Genomic DNA, 13561 nt, shown 5'->3' on the forward strand with positions numbered 1-13561 from the left:
TCTATGACACAACAGCCGCAAGTTAAATACCGTCACGATTATAAATCGCCGGATTACACTATCACCGATATCGATCTGGACTTCGTGCTAGATGCACAAAAAACGACGGTAACGGCGGTCAGCAAAGTAAAATGTCAGGGAACAGATGGAGCACCGTTGATATTAAATGGTGAAGATCTCACTTTAGTGAGCCTTAGTGTTGATGGGCAAGCATGGCCGCATTATCAGATACAGGATAACGTGCTGGTCATCGAACAACTGCCGGCGAATTTCACACTGACCATTGTTAATGATATTCATCCTGCGACCAACAGTGCACTTGAGGGGTTATATCTTTCCGGCGAAGCATTGTGCACACAGTGTGAAGCCGAAGGTTTTCGTCATATTACCTATTATTTAGACCGCCCTGATGTACTTGCGCGTTTTACTACGCGCATTGTTGCCGATAAATCGCTTTATCCTTATTTGCTCTCCAACGGTAATCCGGTGGGGAAAGGCACTTTAGACGATGGTCGCCATTGGGTTAAATGGGAAGACCCATTCCCAAAACCTTGCTATCTGTTTGCTTTGGTCGCCGGTGATTTTGATGTTTTACGCGATAAGTTCATTACCCGTTCTGGTCGCGAAGTTGCGCTGGAACTTTTTGTTGACCGTGGCAATTTAGACCGCGCCGATTGGGCGATGACCTCGTTGAAGAATTCGATGAAATGGGATGAGACCCGTTTCGGCCTGGAATATGACCTCGACATTTATATGATTGTTGCGGTTGATTTCTTCAATATGGGGGCCATGGAAAATAAAGGGTTGAATGTATTTAACTCAAAATATGTTTTGGCAAAAGCAGAAACGGCGACAGATAAAGACTATCTGAATATTGAAGCGGTTATTGGCCATGAATATTTCCATAACTGGACAGGTAACCGAGTAACTTGTCGCGATTGGTTCCAGTTAAGTTTGAAAGAAGGGCTAACGGTATTCCGTGATCAGGAGTTCAGCTCTGATTTAGGGTCACGTTCGGTTAATCGCATAGAAAACGTGCGAGTCATGCGTGCGGCACAGTTTGCAGAAGATGCCAGCCCAATGGCCCATGCTATTCGGCCAGATAAAGTTATCGAGATGAACAACTTCTACACGTTGACGGTGTACGAGAAAGGTTCAGAAGTTATCCGCATGATGCATACTTTGCTGGGTGAACAGCAATTCCAGGCAGGTATGCAACTCTATTTTGAGCGCCACGATGGCAGCGCCGCCACCTGTGATGATTTTGTCCAGGCCATGGAAGATGCATCAAATGTCGATTTATCTTTATTCCGCCGCTGGTATAGCCAATCGGGAACGCCAATCCTGACTGTACGTGATGATTATGATGCGGAAAAACAGCAATATCATCTGCATGTGAGCCAGAAAACATTACCAACGGCCGACCAGCCGGAAAAACTGCCCTTGCATATCCCATTGGATATTGAGTTATATGACAACAAAGGCAATGTTATTGCGTTACAGAGAAATGGCTTGCCGGTTCATCATGTCCTGAATGTGACAGAAGCGGAACAGACTTTTACCTTTGATAATGTTGAACATACGCCGATCCCGTCTCTGCTGCGTGAGTTCTCTGCACCGGTTAAATTGGATTACACCTACAGTGATCAGCAACTGACTTTCCTGATGCAGCATGCGCGCAATGAATTCTCCCGTTGGGATGCGGCACAAAGTTTGTTGGCCACCTATATCAAGCTTAATGTTGCCAAATACCAACAGAAACAGCCGCTGAGTTTACCTAATCATGTGGCTGATGCTTTCCGCGCAATATTGCTTGATGAAAATCTTGATCCGGCTTTAGCCGCACAGATTCTGACATTGCCGTCAGAAAATGAAATTGCAGAGCTGTTTACCACTATTGATCCACAGGCGATCAGTGCGGTGCATGAGGCGATTACTCGTTGCCTGGCCCAAGAACTGTCTGATGAACTGTTGGCTGTCTATGTGGCGAATATCACCCCAGTCTATCGTATTGAGCACAGTGATATCGCTAAACGGGCATTGCGCAATACCTGCTTGAATTATCTGGCGTTTGGTGATGCCGAGTTTGCTAATAAACTGGTCTCTTCGCAATATCACCAAGCCGATAATATGACCGACTCGCTGGCCGCATTAGCCGCATCAGTGGCGGCACAACTGCCATGCCGGGATGAGTTACTGGCAGCCTTTGATGTACGCTGGAATCATGATGGTCTGGTAATGGATAAATGGTTTGCTCTGCAAGCAACCAGTCCGGCTGCAGATGTTTTGGCACAAGTCCGCGGGTTGCTTAAACACCCAGCGTTTAGCTTGAGCAATCCAAACCGCACTCGTTCATTGATTGGTAGTTTTGCTTCCGGCAACCCAGCGGCATTCCATGCCATTGATGGCAGCGGTTATCAATTTTTGGTGGAAATACTCAGTGACTTGAATACCCGTAACCCACAGGTTGCGGCCCGCTTGATTGAGCCACTGATTCGTTTGAAACGCTATGATTCAGGGCGTCAAGCGCTGATGCGCCAAGCATTGGAACAGTTGAAAATGCTGGAAAATTTATCGGGTGACCTGTACGAGAAGATAACCAAGGCATTAGCCGCATAAGTCGTTTTGTATCATCAATAGAGGACAGCATGCCCTCTATTGATGACTAACCTCGATCGGTAATACCACCATTCTTTCTATGGCTTTACTTCGCAAACGTTTACTTTCCTGAAAGATGAATTTACCATTCCCGCATCAACGGCTTGTCATCGCTCGCTCAGGAGATTACATGTACTATCCTCTCGTCAAAAAAGCACTCTTTCAGCTTGATCCAGAACGTGCCCATGAGTTTACTTTCCGCCAGTTAAAACGAATTACCGGCTCACCGCTTGAATTTTTGGTCCGTCAGTCTGTGCCAACCAAACCGGTAAGTTGTATGGGATTGTCTTTCAAAAACCCACTCGGCCTGGCTGCAGGTCTGGATAAAGACGGTGAGTGTATTGATGCTCTGGGGGCAATGGGGTTTGGTTTTATCGAAGTAGGGACGGTGACCCCACGGCCGCAGCCAGGTAATGATAAACCCAGACTCTTTAGGATCGTTGAAGCCGAAGGTTTGATCAACCGTATGGGATTTAATAACCACGGTGTTGATAACTTAATTGAAAACGTTAAGAAATCATATTTTGGCGGTATTTTAGGTATTAATATTGGTAAGAATAAAGATACGCCAGTAGAACAAGGTAAAGACGATTACTTGATTTGTATGGATAAAATTTATCCTTACGCTGGATATATTGCGATTAATATCTCTTCACCAAATACACCTGGGTTACGAGCTTTGCAGTATGGTGAGGCATTAGATGATCTGTTAGCCGCAATTAAAAATAAACAAACTGAATTACATCAGCGGCATCATAAGTATGTTCCTGTAGCTGTAAAGATCGCGCCGGATCTTACCGAAGAGGAATTGATCCAAATAGCTGACAGTTTGGTTCGCCATAATATAGATGGTGTTATTGCCACTAATACAACTTTAGATCGTTCCCTCATTCAGGGATTAAATTATTGCGAACAAGCCGGTGGTTTAAGTGGCCGCCCATTACAATTACGTAGTACAGAAGTGATTCGTCGTTTATCGCAAGAGTTGCAAGGACGTCTGCCTATTATCGGTGTGGGTGGAATTGATTCTGTCACGGCTGCTCGTGAAAAAATGGCAGCGGGTGCTTCATTGATTCAAATTTATTCCGGATTTATCTTCCGTGGACCAGGTTTGATTAAAAATATCGTTACTCATATCTAATTATTTATCTTCTTTACTTGCCTGGGGGTTTATTTATTCCCCCAGCTCGTCTATATTTTGTTCCTATAGATTAAATATACATCAAAGACCTTATATGAATTTAGTCTCATTTGGCGGATGAAAATCTTGCTCATTGAGTTAATGATGTTGGCGGCAAAGTGGGAAGGATAAAATATGCGGATTAAACCAGACGATAAATGGCGTTGGTATTTTGATACCGAACATGACCGCCTCATGTTGGATTTAGCTAATGGTATGATCTTTCGCTCGCGTTTCCCGTCAAAAATGTTAACCCCAGATGCTTTTGCTGACTCCGCATTTTGTGTTGATGATGCCGCGCTTTATTTTGAATTTGAAGATCAATGTCGCCAAATTAAAATGGGCCATGAGCAACGTTCAGAATTGATATTAAATGCTTTGGTCGCGTTTCGTTTTCTAAAACCTTTAATGCCTAAAAGCTGGTATTTTGCACAACAGCCAAAAGCTTGGTTGCCACAGAATGCTGAACTGGCGACAGTAAAAGTATTGGATAGCGGTGAAGATATTAGTTTGTTGGTGGTTGAATCAGGTGACTCTGCCAGCTTATGTTTATTGGCACAATCTCAGGTGGTATTAGCAGGACGTCAGTTAGTATTGGGTGATGCAATAAAGATAATGAATGACCGTTTGTTGCCGCTGGTGATTGAACAGACCTACACCGCGCCAGCTTACGACCGGGCGATGTAATATCCATTATCTTTCAAGCTACAGTCGTGGTGACTACCTTACTGAAGTAAGTTAGTCGTGGTTCTCTTATTTACCGCTGAGTGTAATATCCCCTTTAGGGATACAACTGCAACAAAGAATCGTCCCGTCATTACCGATAGCACTCTGTTTTAAAGGTGCGACATCGCCATTGATTAATGTAATTCGACAGCTGCCACATATCCCCGCCCGACAAGAGTAAGGTATACGGATATTTTGTTGTTCCAATTGCTCTAATAATACCTGTTGATTATTACCATTAAAGCGGATGCCATTATATTCAATAGACAGCGTTTTGGATTGATCCTGTGGCGCGGCTAAACTTTCAACCACAGTACCGGCACTATAGGGACGTGGAGGTTTGGTTGAAAGAATTTCGACTTCATCCCCAACCCGAATAATCCCACTGTTTCTGGCCACCATATTTTGGCCAAAGTCGATATCACCATTTTCAGCGGTTCGGAATGTCTGCAGTGTCTGCAAAGGTTCGCCTGTGGGATGCTTGCGACCACGTTCAACGCTGACCGTGGTTAATACACAGCGGCTGCATGGCTTAACCAAATCAAAGGTAATATCACCCACTCGGATAACCTGCCAACTGTCTTCAGCAAAGGCACTGGCTCCGGTGACCACTAAATTGGGGCGGAACTGTTCCAGCTTAATACTGCCAGGGCAGCGCTGCTGTAATTCTTTAAATGATGCTTCATTAATGAGCAAATAAGGGAAGCCATCAGCAAAGGAGAGTGGAATTTCCGGCATCGGTTTTACCCGGCGGGTTAATTCTGCTCCGAGCCAACGCAATTGTACTTCACGCTGAAAATAGTCGCTGAGCCAGTTGTTGATAGCGGCTGGGGCAATTAGCGCGGTAAAATGGTTGCCCCAAACTTCGGTGGGTTCCGCATTGGCTAAAAAATCATTAAAGCGGATACTGGCACTCTCGCCATCGGGGGCAGTGAGGTATAACCCGTCTGGCATTAATGCCGGGGTAAACATGACCATCTTCGGATATTGGCGTGCAGTAATAAAAGTGCCATCCGGTTCGGTAATCATAAATACGCGGTCAAAGGCCAGTCCGCTGCTGCTAACTTGAGCATGAGAAAGCTGCAAGCCGCGCATGGATTTCACCGGATGAACGTAAAGTCGGGAGAGGGTAATCACCATTGCCTCCGTGCGAGTATTAAATTAGAGGGAGCAACTTTATGACAAGCTGCTGGGATTAGCTATAATGCGCAACAATTTTCTTTTTGGTGATAGTGCGATATGAACTCTCTGTTTGCCAGCACGGCGCGTGGACTGGAAGAACTGTTAAAAAGCGAACTCGAAGCGCTGGGCGCTCACGACTGTAAAATAGTACAGGGTGGGGTACATTTTCAGGGCGACGATCGACTCATGTACCAAAGCCTGTTGTGGAGCCGGTTGGCTTCACGCATTTTGCTACCGCTCAACGAATTCAAAGTTTACAGTGACTTAGATTTGTACCTTGGGGTACAAGCCATTGACTGGCCGTCAATCTTTGGTGTGGACAAAACATTTGCCGTCCATTTTAGCGGCGTAAATGACGAAATCCGTAATAGTCAGTATGGCGCATTAAAAGTAAAAGATGCCATCGTCGATAGCTTTACCCGCAAATTGGAGCAGCGCCCGACGGTTGCCAAGCAACAACCGGATATTCGGGTCAATGTGTTCCTGCAACGGGATATGGCCAGCGTGGCGTTAGATCTTAGTGGTGAAGGTTTGCATCAGCGCGGTTATCGTGATCTGACGGGGCAGGCACCATTGAAAGAAAACCTGGCAGCGGCCATTATTCAGCGCTCAGGCTGGCAATTAGGCACACCAATGGTCGATCCAATGTGTGGTTCCGGTACGTTGCTGATTGAAGCCGCCATGATGGCCTCTGATCGTGCACCGGGTTTGCATCGGGCACATTGGGGCTTTACGGCCTGGAGCGCATTTAACGAAGAGCTTTGGCGCGAGTTAACCACCGAAGCACAAGTGCGTGCTCGTCGTGGCTTGCAAGAAACAACGTCTCGTTTCTTTGGCTCAGATATTGACCGGCGTGTCATTGAGATGGCGCGAGCCAACGCTCGCCGTGCCGGGGTATCAGAATTGATTACCTTTAATGCTAATGATGTCAGTAAGCTTGTGAATCCCTTGCCCGAAGGGCCGGTAGGTACGGTTATCAGTAACCCACCTTATGGTGAGCGGTTGGAAAGCGAACCGGCATTGATTGCCTTGCATAATATGCTCGGCCGCATCATGAAAAGTGCATTCGGTGGCTGGCGTTTGTCACTGTTCAGTGCATCGCCGGAATTGCTGAGCTGTTTGCAGTTACGTGCCGAGCGTGAATTTAAAGCTAAAAATGGCCCGTTGGATTGTGTACAGAAAAACTACCAGTTGGCCGCAAATCCACAGGGTACTGCCGGTGTGCAAGTGGCCGAGGATTATGCCAACCGCCTACGCAAGAATGTGAAGAAACTGGATAAGTGGGCGAAACAGCAGGGTATCGAATGCTATCGCTTGTATGATGCCGACTTGCCAGATTACAACGTGGCGGTCGATCGTTATGGTAGCAAAGTTGTGGTGCAGGAGTATGCGCCACCGAAAACCATTGATGCACAAAAAGCGCGCCAGCGCCTGTTTGATGTGATTAATGCCACTCTGGCAGTGTTGGATTTGCCGTCAAATCAGTTGGTGTTAAAAACACGCGAACGGCAGAAAGGTAAAAACCAATACGAAAAATTGGCACAGAAGGGCGAATTCCTGCTGGTGAATGAATATAACGCCAAGCTATGGGTAAATCTGACTGATTACCTTGATACTGGCTTATTCCTTGACCACCGCATTGCCCGTCAGATGCTGGGTAAAATGAGTCAGGGTAAAGATTTCCTTAATCTGTTCGCTTATACCGGCACGGCAAGTGTTCATGCCGGGCTGGGCGGTGCGCGTAGTACGACCACGGTCGATATGTCGCGTACTTATTTGGAATGGGCTGAGAAGAACTTGCGTGTCAATGGCCTAACGGGTCAGCAGCACCGCTTGATTCAAGCTGACTGTCTCTCTTGGCTCAGTAATACCGATGAGCAATTCGATGTGATCTTCATTGATCCACCGACGTTCTCCAACTCCAAGCGTATGGAGACCACCTTTGATGTTCAGCGCGACCACTTAGTGCTGATGAAAGAACTTAAACGGTTACTGCGCCGTAAGGGGACAATCATGTTCTCTAACAATAAGCGCGGTTTCCAGATGGATTTGGCCGGTATAGCAGCGTTGGGGCTGGAAGCGAAAGAAATCACAGCGCAGACGCAATCTGAAGACTTTGCCCGTAATCGTCAGATCCACAACTGTTGGCTGGTTACTCACGGCCACGAGGAAAAGTAAAAACTATGTCGTTAATTAGCATGTCCGGTGCCTGGCTGTCGTTCAGTGATGCACCTTTATTAGACAATACTGAATTACATATCGAGGCAAACGAGCGCGTTTGTCTGGTGGGTCGTAATGGCGCGGGCAAATCCACCCTGCTGAAAATTTTGAGCAAAGAAGTTCCCTTAGATGATGGCCGCATCATTTATGAACAGGATTTGATTGTCGCGCGTCTGCAACAAGATCCACCGCGCAATGTGGCCGGTACAGTGTTTGATTTTGTGGCTGAGGGTGTGCAAGAACAGGCCGAGCATTTGAAAGCTTATCATGCCGCATTGCACCAGGTTGAGCTTGATCCGAGTGAGAAAAACCTCAATCAACTGGCGGCATTACAGGAAATTTTGGACCATCAGGGCTTATGGCAATTAGACAGCCGTATTCAGGATGTACTGGTCCAGTTGGGCTTATCGGCAGATGCCGAGCTTTCATCGCTGTCTGGTGGTTGGTTGCGTAAAGCGGCATTAGGTCGCGCACTGGTGAGCTCACCAAAAGTGCTGTTGCTGGATGAACCGACTAACCACTTGGATATTGAAACCATTAATTGGCTGGAAGGCTTCCTGAAAGAATTTCAGGGCAGCATTGTCTTTATCTCCCATGACCGTTCCTTTATCCGCGCAATGGCCACGCGTATTGTCGATCTGGATCGCGGTAAGTTGGTGTCATGGCCGGGTAACTACGAGCTGTATCTTGCCAGCAAAGAAGAAGCACTGCGGGTTGAAGAGCTACAAAATGCCGAGTTTGACCGCAAGTTGGCGCAAGAAGAAGTCTGGATTCGTCAAGGCATCAAAGCACGGCGCACTCGTAATGAGGGCCGTGTTCGCGCCCTGAAAGCCTTGCGAATGGAACGTTCACAGCGTCGTGAAGTGATGGGTACGGCCAAGATGCAAGTGGAAGAGACTGTGCGTTCAGGCAAAATTGTCTTTGATCTGGAAAATGTTAATTATCAGGTTGATGGCAAAGTGCTGGTGAAAGATTTCACCGCTCAAGTACAGCGTGGCGATAAAATTGCGCTGGTGGGCCCGAACGGTTGCGGTAAAACCACCTTGCTGAAACTGATGCTCGGTCAGCTTAAAGCGGACAGCGGCAAAGTGCATTGCGGTACCAAGCTGGAAGTCGCCTATTTTGACCAGCATCGTGCAGAACTTGATCCAGAACGCACGGTGATGGATAACCTGGCAGAAGGTAAGCAAGAAGTGATGGTCAATGGTCGTTCACGCCATGTACTGGGCTATCTGCAAGATTTCTTGTTCCACCCGAAACGTGCTATGACACCCGTGAAAGCCTTGTCTGGTGGTGAGCGTAACCGCTTGTTATTGGCTAAATTATTCCTTAAGCCAAGTAACTTGCTGATCCTCGATGAACCGACCAACGACCTGGATGTTGAAACTCTGGAACTGTTGGAAGAAATGGTGGATAGCTATCAGGGCACCGTCTTACTGGTGAGCCATGACCGCCAATTCGTTGATAACTCAGTGACAGAATGCTGGATCTTTGAAGGTAATGGGCAAATCAGCAGCTTTGTGGGGGGGTATTATGATGCTCACCAACAACGTGCTGAGGCAAAACCTATTCGTCAGGTTGCAGCTAAAGCGGAAGAAACCAAAGTGACTGCACCCGTAAAAAACGCGGCAACCGCGGCCAAACGCCCCGGTAAACTGAGCTATAACCTGCAACGTGAGTTGGATCAATTGCCGCAGCAATTGGAAAAACTGGAAAATGAAATCAGTGAGTTACAGGCCCAGGTCAGTCATGCTGATTTTTTCTCCCGTCCACATGAAGAGACACAGCAGGTGTTGAAAGCCTTAGCAGATGCTGAACAGGCATTAGAGGTAGCATTTAGTCGTTGGGAAGAGCTGGAAGCTCAGAAAAACGGCTAAAATATGTCATTGCCGTTCTGTCAGATAAGGTGATATACGATATTATGTCTATCGTTATATTAAGCCCCTGACAAAACGGCACTCAGGAATACAGCCGTAAGGAATGAGATATTGTGTTCTGTAATTCAGCCTGAGCACTCCGGACAGTCAGGGAATGTGATCCTGTGCCGGCAGTGTGATATGTCAGTGGTCTTACCCTCCCTGCCTTATGGCACCAAAGCGGTATGTCCGCGTTGTAAAACAACCCTGACAGCGCGGTGGGATGAGCCACGTAAGCGTCCAGTCGGTTACGCGTTTAGTGCACTGTTTATGTTATTGCTGGCGAATATGTTCCCCTTCGTCAATATGCGGGTGGCGGGGATCACCAGCGAAATAACGCTGATCCAAATACCCCAAGTGATGGTGGCAGATGACTATGTCAGCATGGCAACCTTATTTATGGTGCTGGTGCAGCTGATTCCGGCGTTCTGCATGGTAGCCATCATTTTGCTTTGCCTGCGGGTGCGAATGCCAACTCGTTGGAAAGCATTCATCGCGAAAATATTATTCCAATTTAAAACCTGGTGCATGGTTGAGATATTCCTCGCCGGTGTACTGGTTAGTTTTGTCAAACTGATGGCCTATGGCGACATCGGTATTGGCAGCAGTTTTATCCCTTATTGTTTATTCTGTTTGCTACAGGTACGTGCTTTCCAGTGTGTTGATCGCCATTGGATGTGGCAGGATATTGCGCCCGCCCCAGCACTACCTTATCCACTCGTTGTGGGCCGTACAGGGTTGCGCCAAGGTCTACGCTCCTGTTCGTGCTGCACGGCGATTTTACCGCAATCCCAAGAGCAATGCCCGCGCTGCCATACTTATGGCTATGTCCGCCGTCGTAATAGCTTGCAGTGGACAATGGCATTATTAATCACGTCAATACTGCTCTATATCCCAGCCAATCTGATGCCTATTATGATTACCGAAAGCTTGGGCAGTCAGATGGGATCTACCATTATGTCTGGGGTGATTTTCTTGTGGAGTGAAGGCTCCTACCCAGTAGCGTTGGTGATTTTTATTGCCAGTATTATGGTGCCATCATTGAAAATGTTGGCGATCGGTTGGTTATGTTGGGATGCAAAAGGTAAAGGCAAAACTGACACTGAACGGATGCATTTTATTTACGAAGTTGTGGAGTTTGTTGGCCGCTGGTCAATGATTGATGTGTTTGTTATTGCAGTGCTTTCATCATTAGTCCGTATTGGGCAATTGATGAGCATCTATCCGGCGATTGGTGCGCTGCTCTTTGCGATGGTGGTGATCCTGACAATGTTTTCTGCATTAACCTTTGATCCCCGACTAACCTGGGATCGGATAAGTGAAACAACCGAAGAAGGAGCCGCAAGGTGACGGACAATAATCCCAGCCAGGGTGTGGCGGAAATTGAAAAAATCAAACGGTGGTCCCCAGTGTGGATCATCCCTATCGTCACCGTGCTGATTGGTGCATGGATACTGTTTTATCATTTTAGTCATCAAGGGCCAGAAGTGGTTATGACCACTTTGAATGCTGAAGGCATTGAAGCCGGTAAAACGAAAATAAAAAGCCGTAGCGTGGATGTTGGCATTGTTGAGCAAGTCACTCTGAGTGAAGACCTCAACCATGTTATCGTGCAAGCTCGCTTGAATTCTGGCATGAAGAATTTACTGCATAGCGACACGGTTTTCTGGGTGGTCAAACCCCAGATAGGTCGCGAAGGTGTTTCCGGTTTAGGGACACTGCTTTCTGGGGCTTATATTGAACTGCAACCCGGCGGCAAAGGTAAGGCATTAGATACATTCACCTTGCTCGACTCCCCGCCGCTGGCGGCACCTGATGCCAAAGGGGTGCGCATCATACTCGATAGCGAACGAGCAGGGCAGTTGAATGCCGGGGATCCGGTTCTGTTCCGTGGTTATCGCGTTGGTTCAGTGGAGACCAGCACTTTCGACGCTAAATTACGTCTGATGCGTTATCAACTCTTTATTGGCGCACCTTATGACAGTCTGGTGACGACCAATGTCCGTTTCTGGAAAGACAGTGGTGTGGCGGTTGACCTCTCCTCGCAAGGGATGCGGGTGGAAATGGCCTCTTTGGCGACGTTGTTCAGTGGTGGCGTGAGCTTCGATGTTCCAGATGGCCTGGATCTGGGTCAGCCAATCACGCAAGAGAAGCCCGAATTTAAACTGTTTGATGACCGCAGTAGCATTCAAAATTCACTGTACACTGAACATGAAGATTTCTTGTTGTTTTTCTCTGATTCTGTTCGTGGCTTGCAGGCGGGCGCGCCAGTTGAGTTCCGTGGGATCCGCGTGGGGACTGTCGGTGAAGTACCTTTCTTTGCCATGGGTATGAAACAGCGTGTTGATAATGACTTCCGTATCCCAGTGCTTATTCGTATTGAGCCAGGTCGTTTCCGTAATGATTTAGGCCCGGATGCGAACTTTGAACAAACACTGAAACAGGCCAAAGAGCGCGGTCTGCGAGCATCCTTGAAATCAGGAAACCTATTGACCGGTGCACTGTTTGTCGATTTGGATTTCTATCCCGATGCCAAACCGTGGAAAGGGCCGCTGGAAGTCGTGGGTTATCCATTGTTGCCGACCGTCAGTGGTGGTTTAGCGCAAATTCAGCAGAAACTGACACAAACGCTGGATAAGATTAATCATCTGCCGCTAGAGCCAATGATTAATGAAGCGACCAAAACACTGGCCGAAAGCCAGAAAACCATGCGTGACACTCAGAAAACCTTGGAGTCACTAACCGCAATCACCTCGAGCCCGGCCATGCAGAGCTTGCCGAAAGATCTGCAAAAAACGTTGGATGAGCTCAATCGCAGCATGAAAGGCTTCCAGCCAGGATCACCGGCATACAATAAAATGGTGGGTGATATGCAGCGGCTAGACCAGGTCTTGCGCGAATTACAACCAGTATTGCGCACGTTGAATGAGAAGAGTAACGCGCTGGTATTTGAAGCGGCAGGAAGTCAGGACCCTCAGCCTAAGAAGGCCAAAAAATGATGAAATGGATGGCAGTAATCGCCGCGCTGTTACTCAGCGCTTGCAGTAGCGAACCAAGCAAGACGTATTATCAGTTACCGGCCCTCAGTGCACCTGCAACGACCAGTAGCAGCGTGGCATCACGGCAGCTGTGGATTGAGCATGTTGGTGTCGCTGATTACCTGGCTGCGGCTGGTGTGGTGTATCAGACCAATGATGTGCAGTATGTGATTGCCAGTAATAACCTGTGGGCCAGCCCATTGGACCAGCAATTGCAGCAAACTTTGGTGACGAATCTGAGTAATGCGTTGCCGGGTTGGCTGGTATCCTCACAGCCACTGGACAGCAATCAGGATGTCCTCAACGTCACTGTAACCGGGTTCCATGGCCGCTATGATGGTCGTGCCATCATCCGCGGTGTTTGGATACTGAAACATCAGGGACAACTTATTAAGCAACCATTCGATCTTGAACTTAAACAGAGTGAAGATGGCTATGATGCTCTCATTCGTACCTTGGCAGAGGGTTGGCAGCAAGAAGCTAAGACGATTGCAGCGCAGTTGCAGCGAGTTAAATAATATTTTGTTCTAAATCAGTCTAACCCTCTTTCATTGGTAATAATGAATTTACTGTGAAAGAGGGTTATCAATAAATATCAATAAGTTACAACCAATCACTTCAAATCAATTAGTTAGACAATT

The 13561-nt window shown here is 47.4% G+C and carries 8 protein-coding genes and 1 pseudogene; 8 read left to right on the forward strand and 1 reads right to left on the reverse strand.

Annotated elements, in window-relative coordinates; translation table 11 throughout:
- Window positions 1-3 precede the first annotated feature (3 nt).
- From pepN to DJ58_RS15220, 3 genes are all read left to right on the forward strand, one after another.
- Complete coding sequence (pepN, locus tag DJ58_RS15230; protein ID WP_004709977.1) at window positions 4-2619, forward strand: aminopeptidase N; 2616 nt, start codon at window positions 4-6, stop codon at window positions 2617-2619.
- Window positions 2620-2788: 169 nt separating this feature from the next.
- Window positions 2789-3799: a quinone-dependent dihydroorotate dehydrogenase gene (pyrD, locus tag DJ58_RS15225; protein WP_004709976.1), complete on the forward strand. Its 1011-nt coding sequence runs from the start codon at window positions 2789-2791 to the stop codon at window positions 3797-3799.
- A 174-nt stretch (window positions 3800-3973) separates the two neighbouring features.
- Window positions 3974-4525, forward strand: coding sequence for a cell division protein ZapC (locus DJ58_RS15220; protein WP_004709973.1), 552 nt, complete (start codon window positions 3974-3976; stop codon window positions 4523-4525).
- A gap of 66 nt (window positions 4526-4591) precedes the next feature.
- On the opposite strand, the gene DJ58_RS15215 is transcribed toward DJ58_RS15220, so the two are convergent.
- Window positions 4592-5704, reverse strand: a complete 1113-nt coding sequence (locus DJ58_RS15215) for a YcbX family protein (RefSeq protein ID WP_004709972.1) — start codon at window positions 5702-5704, stop codon at window positions 4592-4594.
- A gap of 99 nt (window positions 5705-5803) precedes the next feature.
- On the opposite strand from DJ58_RS15215, the gene rlmKL reads away from it, so the two are divergent.
- The 5 genes and pseudogenes from rlmKL (at window position 5804) to pqiC (ending at window position 13438) form a co-directional block, all read left to right on the forward strand.
- Window positions 5804-7924: a bifunctional 23S rRNA (guanine(2069)-N(7))-methyltransferase RlmK/23S rRNA (guanine(2445)-N(2))-methyltransferase RlmL gene (gene rlmKL / locus DJ58_RS15210; protein ID WP_004709969.1), complete on the forward strand. Its 2121-nt coding sequence runs from the start codon at window positions 5804-5806 to the stop codon at window positions 7922-7924.
- 5 nt (window positions 7925-7929) lie between these two features.
- Complete coding sequence (locus tag DJ58_RS15205) at window positions 7930-9843, forward strand: ABC transporter ATP-binding protein (protein WP_032911305.1); 1914 nt, start codon at window positions 7930-7932, stop codon at window positions 9841-9843.
- 111 nt (window positions 9844-9954) lie between these two features.
- Window positions 9955-11242, forward strand: a pseudogene (pqiA, locus tag DJ58_RS15200) (membrane integrity-associated transporter subunit PqiA).
- A complete protein-coding gene (pqiB, locus tag DJ58_RS15195) occupies window positions 11229-12881 on the forward strand; it encodes an intermembrane transport protein PqiB (RefSeq protein WP_032911304.1) in 1653 nt (550 codons plus the stop codon). The pseudogene pqiA and the gene pqiB overlap by 14 nt, the downstream one beginning before the upstream one ends.
- Complete coding sequence (gene pqiC / locus DJ58_RS15190; RefSeq protein ID WP_032911301.1) at window positions 12878-13438, forward strand: membrane integrity-associated transporter subunit PqiC; 561 nt, start codon at window positions 12878-12880, stop codon at window positions 13436-13438. Before pqiB ends, pqiC begins: the two co-directional genes overlap by 4 nt.
- Window positions 13439-13561 lie beyond the last annotated feature (123 nt).

Source organism: Yersinia frederiksenii ATCC 33641 (genome assembly GCF_000754805.1).
GTDB lineage: Bacteria > Pseudomonadota > Gammaproteobacteria > Enterobacterales > Enterobacteriaceae > Yersinia > Yersinia frederiksenii.

Excerpts from the sequence above, each read along its gene's own strand:
- pepN (WP_004709977.1), top strand. The coding sequence starts at position 4 with ATGACACAACAGCCGCAAGTTAAATACCGTCACGATTATAAATCGCCG.
- pyrD (WP_004709976.1), top strand. The coding sequence starts at position 2,789 with ATGTACTATCCTCTCGTCAAAAAAGCACTCTTTCAGCTTGATCCAGAA.
- DJ58_RS15220 (WP_004709973.1), top strand. The coding sequence starts at position 3,974 with ATGCGGATTAAACCAGACGATAAATGGCGTTGGTATTTTGATACCGAA.
- DJ58_RS15215 (WP_004709972.1), bottom strand. The coding sequence starts at position 5,704 with ATGGTGATTACCCTCTCCCGACTTTACGTTCATCCGGTGAAATCCATG.
- rlmKL (WP_004709969.1), top strand. The coding sequence starts at position 5,804 with ATGAACTCTCTGTTTGCCAGCACGGCGCGTGGACTGGAAGAACTGTTA.
- DJ58_RS15205 (WP_032911305.1), top strand. The coding sequence starts at position 7,930 with ATGTCGTTAATTAGCATGTCCGGTGCCTGGCTGTCGTTCAGTGATGCA.
- pqiC (WP_032911301.1), top strand. The coding sequence starts at position 12,878 with ATGATGAAATGGATGGCAGTAATCGCCGCGCTGTTACTCAGCGCTTGC.